Raw genomic sequence first — 22500 nt, forward strand, 5'->3', positions numbered from 1 at the left:
ATGACGTAGCGCCGCTATCACACGAGGGAGCCATCATGACCACCACCGAACCCGGCACCGAACAGCGCGTCGCGATCGTGACCGGCGGTTCGCGCGGCATCGGGCGCCGGATCGCGCGGCAGCTCGCCGCCGACGGTCTCGCCGTCGTGGTCGGCTACGCGGGCAGCGAGGACGCGGCCGACGAGGTCGTGCGCGAGATCGAGGCCGCGGGCGGCAGCGCCTTCGCCGGCCGCGCGGACGTCGGCGACGAGGCCGAGGTCGCCGCCGTGTTCGACCGGGCCGAGACGGTGTACGGCGGTGTGGACGTCGTGGTGCACGCGGCGGGCCGGATGCCGTTGGCCCCGCTCGCGGAGCTGGACCTGAGCGAGCTCGACGCGCTCTACCGCACCAACATCCGCGGCATCTTCGTCGTCGACCAGCAGGCCGCCCGGCGACTGCGTCCGGGCGGGGCGCTCGTGAACCTCTCGTCCTCGGTCGTCGGCCTCGCCTTCCCCGGCTACGGCGCCTACGCCGCGAGCAAGGGCGCGGTCGAGGCGCTGACGCTGATCCTCGCGCGGGAACTGCGCGGCCGTGACGTGACGGTCAACGCCGTGGCGCCCGGCCCGACCGCGACCGACCTCTTCCTCGACGGCAAGGACGAGGAGACCGTCGCCCGGCTGGCCGCACAGCCCCCGCTGGAGCGCCTGGGCACCCCGCAGGACATCGCCTCCGTGGTGTCCTTCCTGACCGGCCCCGGCGGGCGCTGGGTCAACGGGCAGGTGCTGCGGGCCAACGGCGGCATCATCTGAGGCAGCCCCGACGGACGCCGTTCAGGGGAAACCACCCGGCAAGGGGCGTGCCGGAGCGAGCGCCCGTCGACAACTGAGCCGTGAGCCTCCCCCTGATCCCGCCCATGCTGGCCACCCCCGGCCCCCTGCCGCCCGCCGCACAGGACGCCCGCTGGGCCTACGAGACCAAGCAGGACGGCCAGCGCGTCGTGGCCTACCTGGCCGGGGACGGAAGCGTCCTGCTGCGCGCCCGGTCCGGGGAGGAGATCACCGCCGCCTATCCGGAACTCGGGTCGCTGGGCGGCGCCCTCGGCAAGGTTCCGGCCGTCCTGGACGGGGAGATCCTGGCGCTCGACGAACAGGGGCGCGCCGACTTCCAGTTGCTCCAGTCCCGGATGGGCCTGGCCCACGCGCCCGCACGGGCCGCACGGAAAGCGGCCGAAGCACCCGTCCATCTGGTGCTGTTCGACGTGCTGCACCTGGCGGGCCGGCCCCTGATCACCCTGCCTTACCTGCGACGGCGTGAACAGCTCCAGGAGCTGGCCCTGGAGGGCCCGTTCTGGTCCACGCCGGGCGCCCTCGTCGGCCACGGCGCGCAGGCCCTGGAGGCCACGCGCGCGCACGGCCTGGAGGGCCTCGTCTGCAAGCGGCTGGACTCGGTGTACGAGCCCGGGGTGCGCTCCCGCGCCTGGATCAAGATCCGGAACATGCAGAGCGAGGACGTGATCATCGGGGGCTGGCTGCCCGGCAAGGGGCGGCTCACCGGTCTGCCGGGCGCCGTGCTGATGGGGCAGCGGGCCGCCGGGCGGCTGCGGTATGCCGGCAGCGTCGGCACGGGGTGGAGCGAAGCGGAACGGACGCACCTGGCGGAGCTGTTGCGGGCCGCCGCCACGGACACCTGCCCTTTCAGCCCGGTGCCGCGGATCGCGGGCGCCCGCTGGGTGCTGCCCCGGCTGGTCGGGGAGGTCCGCTACAGCACCCGCACGCGCGCGGGTCTGCTGCGTCAGCCGTCCTGGCTGCGGCTGCGACCGGACCTCGCCCCGGAGGAGTCGGCGGCCGACCTGCCGGACGATCCGGTCTGAAATGCCGGACACGATCCGAGCGTTCGGACGTTTGTTACCTGTGAGTCGCTTACGACCTCTTGGCGCGGACATGAAAAGCCGGGAAGCTGTCCTGGCCCGGGAAGTGGAACTTCCCTTTCCCCCACAGCCGTTGGGCTGCGCCCGCATCAAGAGGAGGACGCAGTGTCATCACAGCGTTCCGGAACTCATCGCAGGAGATGGGCCGTCGGCATGGCCGGCGCCGCCGCTCTCGTGCTCGCCTTCCCCAGCACGGCCCTGGCCGCCCCGCCCTCGGCGCTGCCGACCAGCGCCGAAGCCGCCGAGTACACGTACCAGCCCGCCTTCGACTACGACACCGACGGCTGCTACCCCACCCCCGCGATCGGACCCGACGGCACCGTCAACGGCGGCCTGCAGCCGACCGGTTCGCTCAGCGGCGACTGCCACGACCTCGCCGATCTGAACAACACCAACAGCTACTCGCGCTACAAGTGCAACAACGGCTGGTGCGCCTACATGTACGGCCTGTACTTCGAGAAGGACCAGGCCCTGGCGAACAGCAGCATCGGCGGCCACCGGCACGACTGGGAGCACGTCGTGATCTGGGTGCAGAACGGCGCGGTCCAGTACGTGTCGACGTCGAACCACGGCTCGTTCACGGTGACCGCGGCCTCCGGCGTCCGCTTCGACGGCACCCACGCGAAGATCATCTACCACAAGGACGGCATCAGCACCCACTGCTTCCGGCTCGCCAACTCGGGCGACGAGCCGCCGGAGAACGCCAAGGGCACCTGGCAGTACCCGCCGCTGGTCGGCTGGAACGGCTACCCGTCGACGGCCGTCCGCGACAAGCTCAGCGCGTACGACTTCGGCAGCGCCAACTTCGGCCTGAAGGACGCCAACTTCGCCGCGCACCTCAGCTCGGCCAAGCCCTCCGGCATCGCCTTCGACCCGAACGCCTGACCACCCGAGCCGCTGGCCGGCTCAGCCCTCGGGCGCGGGACCTAGGTCCCCGGCACCCGCCGGTTTCCGCCCCGCGCCCGATCACGGGCCTCCCGTGCGCCGCATACCGTCTGGTCATGACCACGACCGGACACCTCGAAGAAGCCCTCGAACGCCTCCACACCGCCGGCCCGGAACGCGACGGCTGGCTGACCAACCACGCCCCCATGGTCGTCGAGGCCCTCGCCGCGCACGGCCAGGAGAGGGCGGTCCACCGCTGGGTGGATCTCTACCAGGACAAGCTGGAGGACTTCCCCGACCGCTCGGAGCCGGTCACGGACGCCAACTGGGCCGAGGCGCTGGGCGATCCGCGCCGGATCGCCGACTGGACCGACTACTACGCCCGCACCCTCGCGGAACAGCCCTGGCGAGACGTCCTCGCCACCTGGTGGCCGCGGCTGCTGTCCGGCATGTACGGCGGCGCCACCCACACCATCATCCGCGTCGGCCACGCCGTGCGCGCCCTCGAAGCCGCCGAGAACGCGCCCCGCACAGCCGAGTTCGCGCATGCCCTCGGCTACTGGGCGGCACGGCACCAGCCGGTCACCGGTGTCACCGCCGTGCCGGGCGCGCCGACGGCCGCCGAGGCGCTGGACGCCGTCCCCGCCATCGCCCCGGGCACCGTGGGCTTCCGCAAGCGTCTGGCCGCCGTACACCGACTGCCCGTCTGGGCGGACGACGTGCACGACCCCGACACCGCCCGCGCCCGCCTCACCGAACTCGTGCACGCCGCGACCCACCGCTACGCCACCCACGGCCACGGCGAGCCGACCATGCTCGTGCACGCGGCCACGGCCCCCAACGCCGTGCTGCGCAGCCTGGATTCGCTGCCCCGCGAGCTGTGGGCACCGAGCCTGCACGCCGCGTGGACCGCGTCCGCGGCGGTGACCGCGATGTACGGGCCGGTGGAACCGGTGCTCTACACGCCTCCCGCCCGCCTCACCGCCGAGGAGGTCGTCGAACGCGCCCTCGCCCATGGCGACGAGCACGTCATCAAGCTCACCGACACCGCCCTGGACGTCGGTGACGAGCAGGCTCTGGCCGCCGCACTGCGCTCGGTGGAGATGAGCGATCCGCTGGTCTGACTCCACGGGTCCACCGGTACGGCAGGGAGTGACCACCGTGAGGGTCTATCGTGTCCGCATGTCCGTGCCCGAGCTGATCCGTATCGTCTCCCGCGACTCGCCCATGGCGCTGGCCCAAGTGGAGCGTGTCCGCGCCGAGTTGACCGTCCTGCATCCCGAAGTGCGCACCGAGGTCGTGCCGGTGAGGACGACCGGCGACAAGTGGCTGGGCGACCTGTCCGAGGTGGAGGGCAAGGGGGCGTTCACCAAGGAGGTCGACGCCGCGCTGCTGGCGGGCGAGGCCGACCTCGCGGTGCACTGTGTGAAGGACGTGCCCGCCGACCGGCCGCTCCCGGCCGGCACCACGTTCGCCGCGTTCCTCAAGCGCGACGACATCCGGGACGCCCTGATCCACCCCGACGGGCTCACCCTGGACGAGCTTCCCGAGGGCACCCGGATCGGCACTTCCTCGGTGCGCCGGGTGGCCCAGCTGGCCGCCACCCACCCGCATCTTCAGTGCGTGCCCTTCCGGGGCAACGCCAACCGGCGGCTGGCGAAGCTGGCGGCCGGGGAGGCGGACGCGCTGCTGCTCGCGGTGTCCGGCCTGGAGCGCATCGGCCGTGCGGACGTGATCAGCGAGATCCTCTCCCCCGAGGCGATGATGCCGCCGATCGGCGCGGGCATCCTCGCCCTTCAGTGCCGGGAGGGGGACACCGAGCTGATCGACGCGGTCAGCGGACTGGGCGACCCGGACACGCACCGGGAGGCGACCGCGGAGCGCATGTTCCTGCACGTCCTCCAGGGGCACTGCAACAGCCCGATCGCCGGGTACGCGCGCGTGGACCACGGTGGCGAACTGTCCCTGCGGGCCTGCGTGTTCACCCCGGACGGCAAGACCCGGCTGAACGCCCACGAGTGGGCGGGCCGCCTCGACCCGGCCACGCTCGGCACGTCGGTGGCCGTGGCGCTGCTGCGCCAGGGCGCCCGCGAGATCATCGACGGCATCCCGCACTGACGGCGACGACCGTCAGGCGGTGCCCTCCTCGGCCTGGTCCCGCAGGAAGTTGCTGACCTGGTGGGCCAGGCCCTCGCGCACCGTGCCCGGCTGCACGACACCCTCCGACAGGCCGATCCCGCCGACCCACAGCCGCCGGTCGGCCCAGTCGTCGTCGACCCGCACCTGGATCTGCACGTCGACCTGGTGCAAGGAGGCCTCCGGGCCGGCCGCGTAGAGCACGGCGGTGGCCCGGCGCAGCGGGTAGACGTCGAAGCCCTCGATGAACTGCGAGTTGCGCCAGTCGATGAACGCGCTCTCACCGTCGGGGCCGACCCGTACGTCGATCTGACCGTCCTCGAGGTGGATGGTGGCGTGCCGGCCGCCGCGGTTCTCGACGGTCACCCGGAGACAGAAATAGGTGAGCCCCTCGGCGGCGTCGTCGCGTCCGCGTGGCGGCTCCGCGGCCTCCAGACGGTGGACGCGGACACGCAGGCCGGCATGCTCGTCGTACTCCTGCCAGTCCCCGACCACGTTCGGCTCGTACACAATCCACCTCTCCACCCACCAGAGAGCTGCTTCCTATCTGTGTGCTCAGTGCACTGTCAAATGAGCAGAATGCGCTGTGGCCAGCCCATTCACCCCCTTTGATCAGCGATCATGCCGTGCGCAGCAGGAATCCCCCCGGAGCGCTCCTCGCGCCGCGGTCGGGCGTGCCGCACATCACGTCCGCCCGCATGATCACCGAGCGTCGCGGCCGCCGCCCCCGGGGACGGCCGGGATCTGGACGCCCTCCCCGTGTCCGGAAATGAGTTTGAGGCGGTTTGTAGCGGGAATTCGCTTTTATGTGCTTCGGACAGGAGGCACGTCCATGGGAGCCGCTCTTCGGCCCCGGCGTCCTCCGCCTGTCGTCCGCACAGCGCTCCTCCCATGGTGTTCGACCTATCCGGCACCCGCTGAGGGAGGTGCGCATGATGCCTGTCACGAGCAGGACGAAGCCGCACCCGCATGACGACGCCCCCGACACCACCGATGACTTCGCCCGGCTGATCGAGCTCCCGGACGGGCCCGAGCGCCAGGCGCTGCGCGACGAGCTGATCCGGCTGTGGCTGCCCATGGCCGAGCGGATCGCCGTCCGCTTCAAGGGCCGCGGCGAGTCCCTGGAGGACCTGTACCAGGTCGCGGCCCTCGGGCTGGTCAAGGCGGTCGACCACTACGACCCGCGGCGCGGCCACGCCTTCGAGGCGTACGCGGTGCCGACCGTGACCGGCGAGATCAAACGCCACTTCCGCGACCACATGTGGACGCTGCACGTACCGCGCCGGGTCCAGGATCTGCGCAACCGGGTGCGGCGCTCGGCGAAGGAGCTGTCGCAGACGGTGTCGGGGCGGCCCCCGACCGTCGCCGAGATCGCCGAGCACGCCCAGCTCACCGAGGACGAGGTGCGCACCGGGATGGAGGCGCTGGAGTGCTTCTCCGCGCTGTCCCTGGAGGCGGAGATGCCCGGCACCGACGGGTACGCCCTGGGTGACGCCCTCGGCGGTCCGGACCCCGGCTACGACGTGGTCGTCGACCGGGTCTCCGTCGCGCCCTGCCTGCTGGCCCTCCCGGAACGCGAGCAGACCATTCTCTATCTGCGGTTCTTCCGTGGAATGACCCAGAGCAGCATCGCGCGGCAGCTCGGCATCTCGCAGATGCACGTCTCCCGGCTGCTCAGCGCGTGCTTCGCCAGACTGCGCACGGAACTGGAGGCGGAGGCGCGCTGAGCGGTCACTCCGAGGGGGCCCCGGGGATCTGGGTCGGGCCGATGCGGTCCAGGGCCGCTTCCAGCTCGGCCCGGATCTCCGGGGGCATGTGCCCGTCACGGCCCCAGATCAAGATGAGTTCCGCGACGTTGCGGAGCTTGATGTTCGTCCGCTGGGACACCTCCCGCAGGACCACCCAGCCCTCGTCCGGCGTGACCCGGCCGAGAGCGACCATCATGCCGATGGCCTGGTCCACCACGGCGTGCGAGGCGACGGCCTCCTTCAGCTGCTCGACCTCTTCCTGCAGCTCGAAGATGCGGTCGCTCTCGTCGGACGAATCGTGCGATGCCGGTTTCACTCCTCCATCCTGCTCACTCGCGCGGCCCAGTGCCACCGGGTTCGGGGTGTCGTTTCGAGGGCCTCGCGGGGGTACTCGACAGGCGCCCGGCGCGGTTCCGGTTGGACACTGGAGACAGACCGCCTGCCGCCGGGCCGGCGAGACCAGGACGCGACTGACATGAATCACGACATGAGAATTCCCCGGGGCACGACGGACGTCGTCTCCACGCACTCGGTGTTCGGCGCACCCTGCTGGGTGAGCCTGACCAGCCGCGACCTGGAGACCACCGAGGGGTTCTACGCCGCCGTGCTGGGCTGGGAGTGGCGGCCGGCCAAGCTCGGCGACCGGTTCCGGATGGCGGTGGTGGGCGACACACCGGTGGCGGGGATCGCCGCGGTCGCCTCGATGTGGCAGATGGCGGTCGCCTGGACGCCGTACTTCGCGGTGCGCAGCGCCGACGAGGCGGTGGCCCGGGCCCAGGAGCGCGGCGGCACGGCCGCGGTCGGCCCGCTGTCCTTCCCGCCGGGACGGGCCGCGCTGCTGGCCGACCGGGACGGCGCGGCCTTCGGGATCTGGGAGGGCGAGCTCTTCTCCGACTGGGAGAGCTGGCGCCGCGCGGCACCGGCCTTCATCCGCCTGCACACCCGGGACGCCTTCGACGCCGCGATCTTCTACGGCGAGATCCTCGACTGGGCGTCGGACCGCCCGGGGTGCTGCGAGGTCAACTACGAGGGCGGCGAGGTCGTGCTGCGCAGCCAGGGCGAGATCGTGGCGCGGATCGAGTCGGGCGCGCTGGGCGCGGCGCCCGACCCCACGATCCGCCCGCACTGGCAGGTGCACTTCGCGGTGTCGGACGTCTCCGCCTGCACCCGGGCCGCGGAACTGCACGGCGGCAGCGTGTTGTCCAAGAGCGGCGACGAGGCGGTGCTGCGCGACCCCGACGGCGCCCAGTTCACCGTGACGTCGCGCCCGGCCCGCTGACCGGCGCGCTCGCCGAGGGCCGCGACAACACCACCAGGCTGCGCGCCCCGACGCTCACCACCGACTCCGCCTTGTGCTCCACCTCGTCCGCACCCTGCGGTTCCGCGGTGTCGATCAGCGTCGTCCAGCGTTCGCCGTACGCGGGTTCCGGCAGCCGGAAGTCCACCGGCTCCCAGTAGCTGTTCAGCAGCAGCAGGAAGGAGTCGTCGACCACCGGGCGGCCGCACGCGTCGGGTTCGGCGATGGCGTCGCCGTTGAGGAAGGCACCGACGGAGTGCGCGTCGGGGCGCAGCCAGTCGGCGTCGGTCATCTCGCGCGCGTCGGGCGCGAACCACACGAGGTCGGGCAGCGGCTGACCCGCGTACGTCACGGTCTCCCCGCGGAAGTAGCGGCGCCGGCGCAGCACCGGGTGGGCGGCGCGCAGGGCGACGACGTACCGGGTGAAGTCCGCGAGGTCGCGCTGTGCGCCGGTCAGCCGCCAGTCGATCCAGGAGACCTCGTTGTCCTGGCAGTAGGCGTTGTTGTTGCCGCGCTGGGTGCGGCCGAGTTCGTCGCCGTGGCAGAGCATCGGGATGCCCTGGGAGAGCAGCAGGGTGGCGAGCAGGTTGCGCTGCTGACGGGCGCGCAGTTCCAGGATCTCGGGGTCGTCGGTCTCCCCCTCGGCCCCGCAGTTCCAGGAGCGGTTGGCGCTCTCGCCGTCGCGATTGCCCTCGCCGTTGGCCTCGTTGTGCTTGTCGTTGTAGGAGACGAGGTCGCGCAGGGTGAAGCCGTCGTGCGCGGTCACGAAGTTGACGCTGGCGCGCGGGCGGCGCCTGCTGTGCTGGTACAGGTCGGAGGAACCCGTCAGCCGGGACGCGAACTCGCCGAGCGAGCCGGGCTGGCCGCGCCAGAAGTCCCGTACGGTGTCCCGGTACTTGCCGTTCCACTCCGACCACAGCGGCGGGAAGTTGCCCACCTGGTAGCCGCCCTCGCCGACGTCCCAGGGCTCCGCGATCAGTTTGACGCGGCTGATCACCGGGTCCTGCTGGATCAGGTCGAAGAACGCCGACAGCCGGTCCACCTCGTGGAACTGCCGGGCCAGGGTCGCCGCGAGGTCGAAGCGGAAGCCGTCGACGTGCATCTCGGTCACCCAGTAGCGCAGCGAGTCCATGATCAGCTGGAGCACGTACGGGTGCCGCATCAGCAGGCTGTTGCCGGTGCCGGTGGTGTCGTAGTAGTGGCCCCAGTCGCCGTCCACCAGCCGGTAGTAGGAGGCGTTGTCGATGCCGCGGAAGGAGAGGGTGGGGCCCCTCTCGTTGCCCTCGGCGGTGTGGTTGTAGACGACGTCCAGGATCACTTCGAGGCCGGCCGCGTGCAGCGCCTTCACCATCGCCTTGAACTCGGCGACCTGGCCGCCGCGGGTGCCGTGGGCGGCGTAGGCGTTGTGCGGGGCGAAGAAGCCGATCGTGTTGTAGCCCCAGTAGTTGGCCAGACCGCGGTCCTGGAGGACGCCGTCGTGCACGAACTGGTGGACCGGCATCAGCTCGACGGCCGTCACCCCGAGGGACGTCAGGTGGCCGACGACCGCGGGGTGGGCCAACCCGGCGTAGGTGCCGCGCAGTTCTGCGGGGACCTCGGGGTGGGTGCGGGTCAGGCCGCGGACGTGGGCCTCGTAGATGACCGTGTCCGCGTACGGCCGGCAGGGCGGGCGGTCCGTGCCCCAGTCGAAGTCGGGGTCCGTGACCACACCGAGCATGGTGTGCCCGGCGCTGTCGGCGTCGGGGGTGTAGAGCGAGGGGTCGTTGTCCGTCCGGCCGTCCACCGCCCGGGCGTAGGGGTCCAGCAACAGCTTCGCCGGATCGCAGCGGTGGCCGAGCTCCGGCTGCCAGGGCCCGTGCACCCGGTAGCCGTACCGCTGCCCCGGGCCGATCCCGGGCAGGTAGCAGTGCCACACGAAGCCGTCGACCTCGGCGAGCGGAACGCTGTGATGGCTGCCGTCGTCGTCGACGAGGACCAGCTCCACGCACTCGGCGACCTCGCTGAACAGCGCGAAGTTGGTGCCCTTTCCGTCGAACGAGGCACCCAACGGGTAGGGGTGCCCGTTCCAGACGGGCACCCCTGCCGTGCGTCGGCGCTTCGCGGTCACCGGGCGTCCTCCAGGACGCCGCCCGCGACCGGTTCCTCGCGGGGCACCTGGAGCACCTCGCGCAGGCTCGGCGCAGGCGCCGTCGGCACCAGCGGGACGCGTTCGCCGGCCCTGGCGCGCTGCGAGAACCAGATGACCTTGCTGCCGGTCTCCGTGGCGCAGCAGCCCCAGCCGTCGCTCGTCGCGGCGATGTGCTCCAGGCAGCCGCGGAGTTCCTGGTCCGGGCGCAGATCGCGGTCGTTGTCCCCGACAGCGGTGATCAGATGCTGGCCGTTCCACCACATCTCGATCGATGTCTCCTTGTCGGTCGCGTGCTCGTCGATGGCCTTCAACAGCATCTCGGCACCGCGGCAGACGGGCTCGACGAGGGGGTCGAGATCCCAGTACCGGAGATGAGCGGCCAGAATGCGCTTGACCTGGCCGACCCGCTCCGGGGTGACTTCCACGTCGAGGTGGTAGTAGCAGGGCACTGCGGTCTTCATCTTCGTTGGCTCCTCACCGGCGAAGCTCCGCCGCCGCCTCGCCCCTGCGGGACGAGCCCCGAACGCGGAGCGTGAGCAGTGATCGCTCCTGAGTCACCTCAAGCGTGCGAGGGCTACGCCATTCGTGCAACACGAGCACCTCGCCGCGACAGCCGCAGCTCACGAGACGGTTGAAGATCCAACAAGACGCTGCGTCGTCACACGTGCACCATGGGTGAAACTCCCCACGGAAGGTGAACCGCGCCATGCTGCTACCGGCCAAGGCCGAAGTCGCCCGGCAACTGCGGCGGTACCGGGCCTGGGAGCGGATGATGCTCGCCTCCCCCGCCGACCGCACCGTCCGGGCCACGTTCGAGGACTCGGGATACACCCTCTGCGTGCTCATGGGGAAGCGCTGCGCCCGGGAGGCCGCCGACGCCGCCGAACGCTTTCTGCGGATCGGCCTCGTGCCCTACCTCCAGGAGCAGGACACGCAGCTCTGCGGCACCGCTGCCGCGCCCGTGCACCGGGGCCCGCCGGTGGTGCTGACGCGTTCCCCCGCGGGGAGGTAGATCCCTTCCGGCGCAGCTTGGACCCCCGGCCGGGCCTCATGGCCCGGCCCTCGGCACGGCGGAGGCGAGATCCATGAGTGCGAGCGAGACCATCGGCCGCATCCCGGTGCGGGACGTCCGCCCGGTTGTCGACGGCGGCCGGAGCCCGGCCAAGGCGGTCGAGGGAGAAACCTTCGAGGTCACCGCCACGGTGTTCCGTGAGGGCCATGACGCGGTCGCCGCGAACGTCGTCCTCACCGACCCCGAGGGCCGGCCCGGCCCCTGGACGCCGATGCGTGAACTCGCCCCCGGCACCGACCGCTGGGGCGCCGAGGTCACTCCCGGCTCGGTGGGCCGCTGGACGTTCCACGTCGAGGCCTGGGGCGACCCGATCACCACCTGGCGCCACCACGCCCGCATCAAGATCCCCGCCGGCATCGACGTCGGTCTGGTTCTGGAGGAGGGCGGCGAGCTCTACCAGCGGGCGGCGACCGGCGTGCCCGAGCCCTCGGACCGGGCACTGGTGCAGGCCGCGGCGGACGCCCTGCGCGACGACTCCCTGACCGTCTCGGCCCGGTTGGCGGCGGCGTTGACGCCGCGGGTGGACGCGGTGCTGGCGGCCTATCCGCTGCGGGAGTTCGTCACCGCCTCCGAGCCGCTGCCGCTGCTGGTGGAACGCGAACGCGCCCTGTACGGCGCGTGGTACGAGTTCTTCCCCCGCTCCGAGGGCACCCCGCAGCGCCCGCACGGCACCTTCCGCACCGCGGCCCGCCGCCTGCCGGCGATCGCCGGCATGGGCTTCGACGTCGTCTACCTGCCGCCGATCCACCCCATCGGCACCACCTTCCGCAAGGGCGCGAACAACACCCTGTCGGCCGGGCCGGACGATGTGGGGGTGCCCTGGGCGATCGGCTCGCCCGAGGGCGGCCACGACGCGGTCCATCCGGATCTGGGCACGCTGGAGGACTTCGACTTCTTCGTCGCCGAGGCCGCCCGGCACGGCCTGGAAGTGGCGCTGGACTTCGCCCTGCAGTGCTCGCCGGACCATCCCTGGGTGCACAAGCACCCGGAGTGGTTCCACCACCGCCCCGACGGCACCATCGCCTACGCGGAGAACCCGCCGAAGAAGTACCAGGACATCTACCCCATCGCCTTCGACGCCGACCTGGACGGCCTGGTCGCGGAGACCGAGCGGGTGCTGCGGCACTGGATGGACCACGGGGTGCGGATCTTCCGGGTGGACAACCCGCACACCAAGCCGGTGGTCTTCTGGCAGCGGGTGCTCGCGGACATCAACGCCACCGACCCGGACGTGATCTTCCTGGCGGAGGCGTTCACCCGCCCGGCGATGATGCACACCCTCGCCCAGATCGGCTTCCAGCAGTCCTACACCTACTTCACCTGGCGCAACACCAAGCAGGAACTCACCGAGTACCTGACCGAGCTGTCCGGCGAGGCGGCCTCCTACATGCGGCCCAACTTCTTCGCCAACACCCCCGACATCCTGCACGCCTACCTCCAGCACGGCGGCCGGCCCGCCTTCGAGATCCGCGCCGTGCTGGCCGCCACCCTCTCCCCCACCTGGGGCATCTACTCGGGCTACGAGCTGTGCGAGAACACCCCGGTACGCGAGGGCAGCGAGGAGTACCTGCACTCGGAGAAGTACCAGCTCCGGCCCCGCGACTGGGACACCGCCGACACCATCGCCCCCCTCATCACCAGGCTCAACGAGGTCAGGCGCCGCCACCCCGCGCTCCGCCGCCTCAGGAACATCCGCTTCCACACCACCGACAACGACGCCGTGATCGCGTACAGCAAGCGCAGCGGCGCGGACACGGTTCTGGTGGTCGCCAACCTCGACCCGCACCACACCCAGGAGGCCACGGTCTCGTTGGACATGCCACAACTCGGCCTGGACGGAGGCGCGTCCATGGCGGTGCACGACGAACTGACGGGTGAGACCTACCAGTGGGGCAGGAGCAACTATGTGCGCCTGGAACCCGGTCGGGCTCCCGCGCACGTGCTCCACGTCCGGCCATCGACAGCGCACATCGGAGGGTCAAGCGCGTCATGACTGTCAACGAGCCCGTTCACGACACCTTCGAGGACACCCCGGCCAAGGACCGGGACCCCGACTGGTTCAAGCGCGCCGTCTTCTACGAGGTGCTGGTCCGCTCCTTCCAGGACAGCAACGGCGACGGCGTCGGCGACCTCAAGGGCCTGACCGCCAAGCTCGACTACCTGCAATGGCTGGGCGTCGACTGCCTCTGGCTGCCGCCCTTCTTCAAGTCACCGCTGCGCGACGGCGGTTACGACGTCTCCGACTACACCGCCGTGCTGCCCGAGTTCGGCGACCTCGCCGACTTCGTGGAGTTCGTCGACGCCGCCCACCAGCGCGGCATGCGCGTCATCATCGACTTCGTCATGAACCACACCAGCGACCAGCACCCGTGGTTCCAGGAATCGCGTGCCAACCCCGAAGGCCCGTACGGCGACTACTACATGTGGGCCGACGACGACAAGCAGTACGCCGACGCCCGGATCATCTTCGTCGACACCGAGGCCTCCAACTGGACCTTCGACCCGGTCCGGCAGCAGTACTTCTTCCACCGGTTCTTCTCCCACCAGCCCGACCTCAACTACGAGAACCCGGCGGTCCAGGAAGAGATCCTGGCGGCCCTGCGGTTCTGGCTGGACCTGGGCATCGACGGCTTCCGCCTGGACGCCGTCCCCTATCTGTACGCGGCCGAGGGCACCAACTGCGAGAACCTGCCCCCCACCCATGAGTTCCTGAAGCGCGTGCGCCGCGAGATCGACCTCATGTACCCGGACACGGTGCTGCTGGCGGAGGCGAACCAGTGGCCCGAGGACGTCGTCGACTACTTCGGCGACTACCGGTCCGGCGGCGACGAATGCCACATGGCCTTCCACTTCCCCGTCATGCCCCGCATCTTCATGGCCGTCCGCCGGGAGTCCCGCTACCCGGTCTCGGAGATCCTCGCCAAGACCCCGGCCATCCCGCAGAACTGCCAGTGGGGCATCTTCCTGCGCAACCACGACGAGCTGACGCTGGAGATGGTCACCGACGAGGAACGCGACTACATGTGGGCCGAGTACGCCAAGGACCCACGGATGCGCGCCAACATCGGCATCCGCCGCCGCCTCGCCCCCCTCCTCGACAACGACCGCAACCAGATCGAGCTGTTCACCGCCCTGCTGCTGTCGCTGCCCGGCTCGCCGATCCTCTACTACGGCGACGAGATCGGCATGGGCGACAACATCTGGCTCGGCGACCGCGACGCCGTCCGCACCCCGATGCAGTGGACACCCGACCGCAACGCCGGCTTCTCCACCGCCGACCCCGGACGGCTGTTCCTGCCGACCATCATGGACCCGGTCTACGGCCATCAGGTCACCAACGTCGAGGCGTCGATGTCGTCGCCCTCGTCGCTGCTGCACTGGACCCGCCGCATGATCGAGATCCGCAAGCAGAACCCGGCGTTCGGACTCGGCACCTTCACGGAACTCCCGTCCTCCAACCCCGCCGTCCTGGCCTTCCTGCGCGAGTACGAGGACGACCTCGTGCTGTGCGTGCACAACTTCTCCCGCTTCGCCCAGCCGACCGAACTCGATCTGCGTGAGTTCGACGGCCGCCACCCCGTGGAGCTGTTCGGCGGGGTGCGATTCCCGGCCATCGGCGAACTGCCGTACTTGCTGACGCTGGCGGGACATGGCTTCTACTGGTTCCGGCTCTCCCGAGTCGCATCCCGCATCGGTCGACGACTTTGAGCGTGTGCCCACGAAAGGACGCCTCACCATGCCGAAGACCGCCATCCCGAGCCCGATCGGCACGGCCGTCACGGGGCCCATGGCCTCGCTGGCCGGGCTGCTGCGCGACTGGCTGCCCCGGCAGCGCTGGTTCGCGGGCAAGGACCGGCCCGTCACGGACCTGGCACTGCTGTCCCTGACGGAGTTGTTCCCGGGCTGTCTGCATCTGCTGGTCCACGCCGGACCCGCGGCCGTCCCCGCCCCCGGCGGCACCACGACCGCGTCCGGGGACTGCTACCAGCTGCTGCTCGGCGTACGGCAGCACCTGTCGCCACGGCTGGGCCGGGCGTTGATCGGACGGGCGGAGACCGGGCCGCTGGCCGGGCTGACGGTGTTCGACGCGCTCCAGGACCCCCGGTCGGCACAGCTGCTCCTGGACCGGCTGCGGCACCCGGGCGCGGCGGGCCCGCTGCGCTTCGAGGCCGACCCGTCGGTGCCGGTGCCGACCGGGCTCGTGCCGCGGGTGCTGGACGCCGAGCAGTCGAACTCCTCGCTGGTGTACGGCGACGCGTTCATCCTCAAGGTCTTCCGGCGCATCCAGCCGGGCGTCAACCCCGACCTGGAGGTGCCGGGCGCGCTGGCCGGGCAGGGATGCGGGCGGGTGCCGGCGCCCGTGGCCTGGTTCCGGACGACGCATCCACACCAGGCCACGCTCGGTGTGCTCCAGCCGTTCCTGCCGAACGCCTCCGACGGCTGGGCCCTGGCCCTGGCGGCGCTGGCCCGCGGCGAGGACTTCACAGCCGAGGCCCATGAGCTGGGCCGGGCCACGGCGGACGTCCATCTCGCGCTGGCCGCCGCGTTCCCGGCCGGGGCCGCCGCGCCGGGCGGCCCGACGGCCGGCCGGCAGAACGGCTCGACGCCCGCCGGCGTTCCCGGGGACCCCGGTACCGCCCAGAACAGCCGCACGGCGGCGGCGATGACCGAGCGATTGGCCTCCGCCGCGCACTGCGTCCCGGCCCTCCAGCCCTTCGTACCGCATCTGCGGACGGCCTTCGCCGCCCTGGAGACCTGCGATCCCGGGCCGCCGGCCCAGCGCATCCACGGCGATCTGCACCTGGGCCAGGTGCTGCGGGCCGGGCGCGAGTGGTTCGTCATCGACTTCGAGGGCGAGCCGTCCCGCCCGCTCGCCGAGCGCCGCAGCACGCATTCCCCGGTCCGGGACATCGCCGGCATGCTGCGCTCCTTCGACTACGCCGCCCGGCAGCGCCGCCCCTGGCGTCCGGAGTGGGCGCGCCGCTGCCGGGAGGCCTTCTGCGCCGGCTACGCCGCCCGGGCCGGCTGGGACCCCCGCAAGAAGCACGGACTGCTGCGCGCCTACGAGACGGACAGAGCCGTGTACGAAGTCCTGTACGAGGCCCGGCATCGCCCCGACTGGCTGCCGGTGCCCATGGCGGCGATCGAACGACTCGCCGTAAGGGGAGGCTGAAGCCATGGCTCTGCGTGACACCTCACCCCCCGAGGCGGGCGGCCCGGTCCCCTGCCGTGCCGCACCCGCCCTGGACCCTGGCGACCGGGCCCGTCTGCTGGCGGGCGCCCACCACAACCCGCACGCCCTGCTGGGCGCCCATCCGGTGCCCGGCGGGATCGCCTTCCGGGCGCTGCGCCCGTTCGCGCGGGCCGTGAGCGTGGTCGTCGACGGGGAGCGCAGCCGGCTCGTCTCGGAGGGCGACGGACTCTTCGCCGGCGTCCTGCCCCTGGCCGCGATCCCCTCGTACACCCTGCTGGTGGTGTACGAGGACGGTGAGCACGAGGTCCACGACCCGTACCGCTTCCTGCCCGCCCTCGGCGACACCGACCTGCATCTCATCCGTGAGGGCCGGCACGAGGAGCTCTGGACGGCGCTCGGTGCGCAGCCCATGACCCACCAGGGCGTCACCGGCACCCGCTTCACGGTGTGGGCGCCCAACGCGCAGGGGGTGCGGGTCGCCGGGGACTTCACCTGCTGGGACGGCACCGCCTTCCCGATGCGCTCGCTCGGTGCGTCCGGGGTGTGGGAGCTGTTCCTGCCGGGGATCGGCGAGGGCACGCGGTACAAGTTCGAGATCACCTCCCGGTCGGGCCATCGCTTCCTCAAGGCGGACCCGATGGCCCGTCAAGCCGAGATCCCTCCGGACACCGCGTCGATCGTGAGCGTGTCGCACTACGAGTGGGGCGACGCCGAGTGGATGGCCCATCGGGGCGACGTTCCCGTGCACGAGGCGCCGTTCTCCGTGTACGAGGTCCATCTGCCGTCCTGGCGACCGGGGCTGACGTACCGTCAACTCGCCGAGGAGCTCCCGGCGTACGTCAAGGATCTCGGCTTCACCCATGTCGAGTTGATGCCGGTCGCCCAGCACCCCTTCAGCGGTTCGTGGGGCTACCAGGTGACCGGCTTCTATGCGCCGACGGCCCGGCTCGGCTCGCCGGACGACTTCAAGTACCTGGTCGACGCCCTGCACCGGGCGGGCCTCGGCGTGATCATGGACTGGGTGCCCGCTCATTTCCCCAAGGACGACTGGGCGTTGGGCCGGTTCGACGGGGAGCCGCTGTACGAGCCCGGGGACTGGCGGCGGGCGGAGCATCCGGACTGGGGGACGTACGAGTTCGACTACGGGCGGGTCGAGGTGCGCAACTTCCTCGTCGCCAACGCCGTGTACTGGTGCGAGGAGTTCCACATCGACGGGCTGCGGGTGGACGCGGTGGCCTCGATGCTCTACCTCGACTACTCCCGGGACTCCGGCCAGTGGACGCCCAATGTGTTCGGCGGGCGTGAGGACCTGGACGCGATGGCGTTCCTCCAGGAGATGAACGCGACCGTGTACCGGCGGGTGCCCGGTGTCATGACGATCGCCGAGGAGTCCACCGCCTGGGACGGGGTGACCCGGCCGACCGAGAGCGGCGGGCTGGGGTTCGGGCTGAAGTGGAACATGGGCTGGATGCACGACTCGCTGGGCTATGTCCAGCACGAGCCGGTGCACCGCAGGTACCACCACCACGAGATGACCTTCTCGATGGTGTACGCGTACAGCGAGAACTACGTGCTGCCCATCTCGCACGACGAGGTGGTGCACGGCAAGCGGTCCCTGGTGTCGAAGATGCCGGGCGACTGGTGGCAGCAGCGCGCCACCCACCGGGCCTACCTCGGCTTCATGTGGGCCCACCCCGGCAAGCAACTCCTCTTCATGGGACAGGAGTTCGCCCAGGGCGCGGAGTGGTCCGAGGCCCACGGCCCCGACTGGTGGCTGCTGGACCCGGCCTACGGTGCCGAAGCCGATCACCGGGGCGTCCAGGACCTGGTCCGCGACCTCAACACCGTCTACCGCCACACCCCGGCGCTGTGGCAGTGCGACACCACCCCCGACGGCTTCCAGTGGGTCCTCGGCGACGCGGCGGACGACAACGTCTTCGCGTTCCTGCGCCACGACGCCGAGGGCGGCCCGCTGCTGTCGGTCACCAACTTCTCCCCCGTGGTCCGCCACGACTACCGCCTCGGCGTCCCCGGTGACGTCCCCGCCTGGCAGGAGGTCCTGAACACCGACGCCGGGCGCTACGGCGGCAGCGGGGTCGGCACCTCCGATCCGGTCAAACCGGAGGACGGTCTCCTCCCGCTCACGTTGCCACCGCTCGCCACGGTGTGGCTGACGCCTGTGTGATTGGCCGCCGCGTGGGCAGTCGGGGCGTACGGACCCCGTCGTCGCGGCAGAAGGGCGGCCCCACGTGCGCACCGTCGGAGTGGAGGAGGAACTCCTCCTGGTCGACCCGGAGACCGGCGAGCCACGCGCTCTGTCCGCGGCCGTGCTCGCGCGTGCCGCGCTGGACGACGTGGACGGTGAGGTCTTCGAGAAGGAACTGCACACCGAGATGCTGGAGTTCGCCACGCACCCGCAGTCGGGGATGGCGGACCTCGGTGCGGAGATCGTCCGGTGCCGCAAGGAGGCGGCGCGGCTCGCCGAGGGGATCGGCTGCACGGTGGCGGCGCTGGCGACGTCGCCGCTGCCCGTCAGTCCCTCCATAGGGGTGGGGCGCCGCTACCAGTGGATGGCGGAGCAGTACGGGATCACCAGCCGGGACCTGGTCCTCGGCTGTCACGTGCATGTCTCCGTGGAGTCCGACGCCGAGGGCGTCGCGGTGATCGACCGGATCCGGCCGTGGCTGTCCGTGCTGTCCGCCATAAGCGCCAACTCGCCCTTCTGGCAGGGCGGGGACACCCGGTACAGCAGTTATCGCAGCCGGGTGTGGCAGCGCTGGCCGTCGGCCGGGCCGACCGAGGTGTTCGGGTCGGCGGAGCGCTATCACCGGCGGGTCGCGGACATGGTCGCGACCGGGGTGCTCCTCGACGAGGCGATGGTCTACTTCGACGCGCGGCTGTCCCAGCGGTATCCGACGGTGGAGATCCGGGTGGCGGACGTGTGTCTGCGGGCGTCGACCGCCGTCCTGATCGCGACCCTCGCCCGCGGCCTGGTGGAGACGGCGGCCCGCGAGTGGCGGGCGGGGCAGGAGCCGCTGCCGCACAGCGTGAGCCTGCTGCGACTGGCCGCCTGGCGGGCCGCCCGGTCCGGGCTGACCGAGGAACTGCTGCACCCGGCGACCATGCGCCGGCTGCCCGCGGAGGCCGTCGTACGGGCCCTGCTGGACCATGTCGGCGAGGCTCTGGCCGAGACCGGTGACCTCGACTGTGCGCGGGAGGCCTGTGCGGAGCTGCTGCGGTGCGGCAACGGGGCGCGGGTGCAGCGGGAGCTGATGGAGCGGACCGGGAGTCTGCGGGAGGTCGTCAGGGAGTGCGCGCGCCGCACGCAGGCGTAGGAGCGGGGCGCCGGGCGGCCGGGCCCGCTGGCACTCCTTTCGCGGGGCCCCGATCACGGCGAGATCAACAAACCGGCGCTCCTTGTCGAATCCGGACACTCACCGCTCTCGCCTGGGCTAGATTCAGGCACCGCCGATAACGGGTCTCGTCGGTGGAGTCACACCCCGTACACATCAGGAGCAGCGCATGCGCGACGTCGCCCTCGCTCCCCCGTCCCTCTCCCCGCTGACCGGCGGGCTCGCCGACAGCGTCTTCACGACGGCGGACCGCAATCCCACCCTTCCGATGCTCGCGCGCCGCTCCGGTCCCTCCGCCCCGTGGGAGGAGGTGACCGCCGTGGAGGTGCGGGACGAGGTGGTCGATCTGGCCAAGGGCCTGGTGGCCTCGGGGATCGCGCCGGGCCACCGGGTGGCGATCATGGCGCGCACCCGTTACGAGTGGACGGTGCTCAGCCATGCGCTGTGGGCGGTGGGCGCCGAAGTGGTGCCGATCTATCCGACGTCGTCGCGCGATCAGGTGGAGTGCATCCTCCGGGACGCGGGCTGTGTGGGTGTGGTCGTCGAGGACGAACAGAGCGTGATGACCGTGGGGTCGGTGTGCGCCTCGCTGCCTCAGCTGCGCCACGTCTGGCAGTTGGACGCGGGGGCGTGGGAACAGCTCGTGGAACGGGGCGAGTTGATTCCGTTCACGACGGTGGAGTCGCTGCGCCGCATCGTGCTGCCGGACTCCACCGCGGCGATCGTCTACACCTCCGGCACCTCCGGCCGGCCGCAGGGCTGTGCGGTGAGCCACCGGGGCCTGGCGAGCGCCTGCGACGTCCTGCTGGAGGGCTGGGGGCACACGGTGGTGCCGCCCGGCGGTCAGGGCAGCGTCCTGGCCTTCCTGCCGTTCTCCCATGTGTACGGCCTGCTGGTGCAGAGCCTGTGCATCCGCGGCGGGCTGCTGATGGGCCACGAGCCGGACCTGAGCCCGGAGACGCTGTCGGCGTCCCTGTTGTCGTTCCGGCCCACGTACTTCTGCGGTGTGCCGTCGCTCTTCGAGAAGATCTACAAGAACTTCCTGCGGATGGCCCAGCAGGCGGGCCGCGGCGCCCTGTTCGAGCGGGCCGCGGAGACGGCACGGGACTTCGCGGCGGCCGTCGAACGCCACCGGCTGGGCCTCGGCCCGGGGCCCGGCCTGGACCTGCGGCTCCAGCACGCGCTGTACGAACGGACGGTGTACCGCAGGCTGCGGGCCGCGCTGGGCGGCCGGGTGCTCCGCGCGGCCTCGGGCGGGTCGCCGCTGGGCCGCGAACTGTGCCTGTTCTACGAAGGCATCGGCCTCTACGTGAACGACGCCTACGGGCTGACCGAGACCAGCGGCGGCATCACGGCACAGCCCGTGGGCCGGGAGAAGTCGGGCACCGTCGGTCAGCCCCTGCCGGGCACCGACGTCCGGGTGGCCGACGACGGGGAGATCCTGGTGCGCGGCCCCTCGGTGTTCCAGGGCTACGTCAACGACGAGGCCGCCACCCGGGCGGCGCTGCGCGGCGGCTGGCTGGCCACGGGAGATTTGGGGTACCTCGACCCCGAGGGCTATCTGACGATCACCGGCCGCAAGAAGGACGTCGTCATCACCAGCGGCGGCAAGAGTGTCGTCCCGGCCTTCCTGGAGCAGCGGCTGCGGATGCACCCGCTCATCCACCAGGCGGTCCTGGTGGGCGACAACCGGCCCTGCATCGGGGCCCTGATCACGCTGGACCCGGACTTCCTGACCCACTGGCGCGGCGCCCTCGCGCTGCCGGGGGACGCGCCGAGCCGCGAGGCACGGGAGGAGAACGCGCTGCGGGAGGAGATCGGGCGGGCGGTGGCCGCGGCGAACAGCGCCGTGTCCCGTTCGGAGTCCATCCGCGTCTTCCGGGTGCTGCCGGAACCCTTCGACCGCACCAGCGCGCTGCTCACCCCGTCGATGAAACTGCGCCGGGACGCGATCGTCGAGCACTACGCGTTCGAGATCGACGCGATGTACCAGGCGCGCTCGCACGGCACGCGGCAGCGGGTGCCCGAGGAGCCCGCGGGCTGGGACGACTCGGACAACGTGTTCCGGTGACGGGGACTCCCCGGTGGGGCGCGATTGACCTCGGCACGCCCGGGAACTCGCACAACCACCGACGTCGACGGACGCTGGACGAAAGAAACAGCCGATGAACTCGTAGGGACGACAGTGGCCTCCGTGGAGATCCCGAGCCGCACCACGAGCTTCGCGGGCGAGCCGCAGAGCGTGACGGGGGCGCGGCTGGCCGCGGAGGACTTCCTGGGCGCCCTCGCCGACGTCCGCCCGCCCGGCGCGCCCGAGTACTGGCACGACATCCTGCTGGTCGTCACCGAGCTGGCCGCCAACGCCGTGCAGTACGCGCCCGGGGACTTCTCCCTGACCATGCGGCGGACCTTCGACGGGGTGCATGTGACGCTGCACGACTCCAATCCCACCCCGCCGGCCCCGCGGCCCTTCCACCCGCGCACTGGCGGTGGCGGCGTCGGCTGGCATCTGATCCACGCCCTGTGCGAGCAGGTGAGCGTGGTGACGGAGGCACGCGGCAAGGACGTGCACGTGTTTCTGCCCTGGTGAGTCACACGACTTTCACGTGCATCCCGTGCACTCGCGCACCCGTGCGGGCAAGGTGGTGCACGACGCGTTCGTCTGCCTGCCGCACCCGGCTGGCGGAACGGCTCAGGGCACGGTGGGATCGGAGGGGTGGGCAGCAGCGATCCAGGGCAGACGAACGACGTTCGACTCGGACCGCCGGAGCCGCAGAAGGG

At 71.4% G+C, this 22500-nt stretch carries 19 protein-coding genes; 15 read left to right on the forward strand and 4 right to left on the reverse strand.

What is annotated here, in order from left to right; translation table 11 throughout:
• Positions 1 to 35 precede the first annotated feature (35 nt).
• The 5 genes from DI272_RS03840 to hemC all read left to right on the forward strand — a co-directional run bounded on the left by DI272_RS03840 (position 36) and on the right by hemC (position 4909).
• A complete protein-coding gene (locus tag DI272_RS03840) occupies positions 36 to 788 on the forward strand; it encodes an SDR family oxidoreductase (RefSeq protein ID WP_109493713.1) in 753 nt (250 codons plus the stop codon).
• Between the two features lie 80 nt (positions 789 to 868).
• The gene (gene ligD / locus DI272_RS03845; protein WP_109493714.1) at positions 869 to 1849 is read left to right on the forward strand and encodes a non-homologous end-joining DNA ligase; all 981 of its coding nucleotides are present in this window, start codon (positions 869 to 871) and stop codon (positions 1847 to 1849) included.
• A gap of 210 nt (positions 1850 to 2059) precedes the next feature.
• Positions 2060 to 2791, forward strand: coding sequence for an NPP1 family protein (locus DI272_RS03850; RefSeq protein ID WP_109493715.1), 732 nt, complete (start codon positions 2060 to 2062; stop codon positions 2789 to 2791).
• A 116-nt stretch (positions 2792 to 2907) separates the two neighbouring features.
• A complete protein-coding gene (locus DI272_RS03855; protein WP_109493716.1) occupies positions 2908 to 3915 on the forward strand; it encodes a questin oxidase family protein in 1008 nt (335 codons plus the stop codon).
• A gap of 58 nt (positions 3916 to 3973) precedes the next feature.
• Positions 3974 to 4909 (forward strand): hydroxymethylbilane synthase, encoded by a 936-nt coding sequence (hemC, locus tag DI272_RS03860; RefSeq protein ID WP_109493717.1) that lies wholly within the window; start codon positions 3974 to 3976, stop codon positions 4907 to 4909.
• A gap of 12 nt (positions 4910 to 4921) precedes the next feature.
• On the opposite strand, the gene DI272_RS03865 is transcribed toward hemC, so the two are convergent.
• Complete coding sequence (locus DI272_RS03865) at positions 4922 to 5437, reverse strand: hypothetical protein (protein ID WP_109493718.1); 516 nt, start codon at positions 5435 to 5437, stop codon at positions 4922 to 4924.
• Positions 5438 to 5862: 425 nt separating this feature from the next.
• Between DI272_RS03865 and DI272_RS03870 the strand changes: the two genes are divergently transcribed.
• A complete protein-coding gene (locus DI272_RS03870) occupies positions 5863 to 6654 on the forward strand; it encodes a SigB/SigF/SigG family RNA polymerase sigma factor (protein ID WP_109500670.1) in 792 nt (263 codons plus the stop codon).
• A gap of 4 nt (positions 6655 to 6658) precedes the next feature.
• On the opposite strand, the gene DI272_RS03875 is transcribed toward DI272_RS03870, so the two are convergent.
• The gene (locus tag DI272_RS03875; RefSeq protein WP_109493719.1) at positions 6659 to 6991 is read right to left on the reverse strand and encodes an ANTAR domain-containing protein; all 333 of its coding nucleotides are present in this window, start codon (positions 6989 to 6991) and stop codon (positions 6659 to 6661) included.
• 159 nt (positions 6992 to 7150) lie between these two features.
• Between DI272_RS03875 and DI272_RS03880 the strand changes: the two genes are divergently transcribed.
• The gene (locus DI272_RS03880; protein WP_181387079.1) at positions 7151 to 7954 is read left to right on the forward strand and encodes a VOC family protein; all 804 of its coding nucleotides are present in this window, start codon (positions 7151 to 7153) and stop codon (positions 7952 to 7954) included.
• Here DI272_RS03880 and glgX read toward each other — a convergent pair.
• Together glgX and DI272_RS03890 are read right to left on the reverse strand one after the other, a co-directional pair.
• Complete coding sequence (glgX, locus tag DI272_RS03885; protein ID WP_109500672.1) at positions 7926 to 10049, reverse strand: glycogen debranching protein GlgX; 2124 nt, start codon at positions 10047 to 10049, stop codon at positions 7926 to 7928. The genes DI272_RS03880 and glgX overlap by 29 nt on opposite strands.
• Before the next feature lie 26 nt (positions 10050 to 10075).
• The gene (locus tag DI272_RS03890) at positions 10076 to 10561 is read right to left on the reverse strand and encodes a pep a2 (protein ID WP_109493720.1); all 486 of its coding nucleotides are present in this window, start codon (positions 10559 to 10561) and stop codon (positions 10076 to 10078) included.
• Between the two features lie 245 nt (positions 10562 to 10806).
• On the opposite strand from DI272_RS03890, the gene DI272_RS03895 reads away from it, so the two are divergent.
• From DI272_RS03895 to DI272_RS03930, 8 genes are all read left to right on the forward strand, one after another.
• The gene (locus DI272_RS03895) at positions 10807 to 11112 is read left to right on the forward strand and encodes a DUF5133 domain-containing protein (protein WP_109493721.1); all 306 of its coding nucleotides are present in this window, start codon (positions 10807 to 10809) and stop codon (positions 11110 to 11112) included.
• Positions 11113 to 11185: 73 nt separating this feature from the next.
• On the forward strand, positions 11186 to 13165 hold the full coding sequence (locus DI272_RS03900; RefSeq protein WP_109493722.1) for an alpha-1,4-glucan--maltose-1-phosphate maltosyltransferase: 1980 nt from the start codon (positions 11186 to 11188) through the stop codon (positions 13163 to 13165).
• Positions 13162 to 14880 carry a maltose alpha-D-glucosyltransferase gene (treS, locus tag DI272_RS03905; protein WP_109493723.1) on the forward strand — a complete coding sequence of 573 codons (1719 nt, stop codon included), beginning with the start codon at positions 13162 to 13164 and terminating at the stop codon, positions 14878 to 14880. Before DI272_RS03900 ends, treS begins: the two co-directional genes overlap by 4 nt.
• A gap of 28 nt (positions 14881 to 14908) precedes the next feature.
• The gene (locus DI272_RS03910; RefSeq protein WP_109493724.1) at positions 14909 to 16345 is read left to right on the forward strand and encodes a maltokinase; all 1437 of its coding nucleotides are present in this window, start codon (positions 14909 to 14911) and stop codon (positions 16343 to 16345) included.
• Positions 16346 to 16349: 4 nt separating this feature from the next.
• Positions 16350 to 18551, forward strand: coding sequence for a 1,4-alpha-glucan branching enzyme (gene glgB / locus DI272_RS03915; RefSeq protein ID WP_109493725.1), 2202 nt, complete (start codon positions 16350 to 16352; stop codon positions 18549 to 18551).
• Positions 18552 to 18615: 64 nt separating this feature from the next.
• Positions 18616 to 19701, forward strand: coding sequence for a glutamate--cysteine ligase (locus tag DI272_RS03920; RefSeq protein WP_109493726.1), 1086 nt, complete (start codon positions 18616 to 18618; stop codon positions 19699 to 19701).
• A 187-nt stretch (positions 19702 to 19888) separates the two neighbouring features.
• Entirely contained in the window at positions 19889 to 21790 is a 1902-nt protein-coding gene (locus tag DI272_RS03925) for a long-chain fatty acid--CoA ligase (protein WP_109493727.1), read from the forward strand.
• A 114-nt stretch (positions 21791 to 21904) separates the two neighbouring features.
• Positions 21905 to 22309 (forward strand): ATP-binding protein, encoded by a 405-nt coding sequence (locus tag DI272_RS03930; protein WP_109493728.1) that lies wholly within the window; start codon positions 21905 to 21907, stop codon positions 22307 to 22309.
• Positions 22310 to 22500 lie beyond the last annotated feature (191 nt).

It is taken from the genome of Streptomyces sp. Act143, assembly GCF_003143935.1.
Lineage (GTDB): Bacteria > Actinomycetota > Actinomycetes > Streptomycetales > Streptomycetaceae > Streptomyces.

Bases quoted from the DNA above. Each gene is read 5' to 3' on its own strand.
- DI272_RS03840 (WP_109493713.1), top strand. From the start codon at position 36: ATGACCACCACCGAACCCGGCACCGAACAGCGCGTCGCGATCGTGACC.
- treS (WP_109493723.1), top strand. From the start codon at position 13,162: ATGACTGTCAACGAGCCCGTTCACGACACCTTCGAGGACACCCCGGCC.
- glgB (WP_109493725.1), top strand. From the start codon at position 16,350: ATGGCTCTGCGTGACACCTCACCCCCCGAGGCGGGCGGCCCGGTCCCC.
- hemC (WP_109493717.1), top strand. From the start codon at position 3,974: ATGTCCGTGCCCGAGCTGATCCGTATCGTCTCCCGCGACTCGCCCATG.
- DI272_RS03890 (WP_109493720.1), bottom strand. From the start codon at position 10,561: ATGAAGACCGCAGTGCCCTGCTACTACCACCTCGACGTGGAAGTCACC.
- DI272_RS03925 (WP_109493727.1), top strand. From the start codon at position 19,889: ATGCGCGACGTCGCCCTCGCTCCCCCGTCCCTCTCCCCGCTGACCGGC.
- DI272_RS03895 (WP_109493721.1), top strand. From the start codon at position 10,807: ATGCTGCTACCGGCCAAGGCCGAAGTCGCCCGGCAACTGCGGCGGTAC.
- DI272_RS03900 (WP_109493722.1), top strand. From the start codon at position 11,186: ATGAGTGCGAGCGAGACCATCGGCCGCATCCCGGTGCGGGACGTCCGC.
- DI272_RS03870 (WP_109500670.1), top strand. From the start codon at position 5,863: ATGCCTGTCACGAGCAGGACGAAGCCGCACCCGCATGACGACGCCCCC.
- DI272_RS03880 (WP_181387079.1), top strand. From the start codon at position 7,151: ATGAATCACGACATGAGAATTCCCCGGGGCACGACGGACGTCGTCTCC.
- DI272_RS03910 (WP_109493724.1), top strand. From the start codon at position 14,909: ATGCCGAAGACCGCCATCCCGAGCCCGATCGGCACGGCCGTCACGGGG.
- DI272_RS03850 (WP_109493715.1), top strand. From the start codon at position 2,060: ATGGCCGGCGCCGCCGCTCTCGTGCTCGCCTTCCCCAGCACGGCCCTG.
- DI272_RS03855 (WP_109493716.1), top strand. From the start codon at position 2,908: ATGACCACGACCGGACACCTCGAAGAAGCCCTCGAACGCCTCCACACC.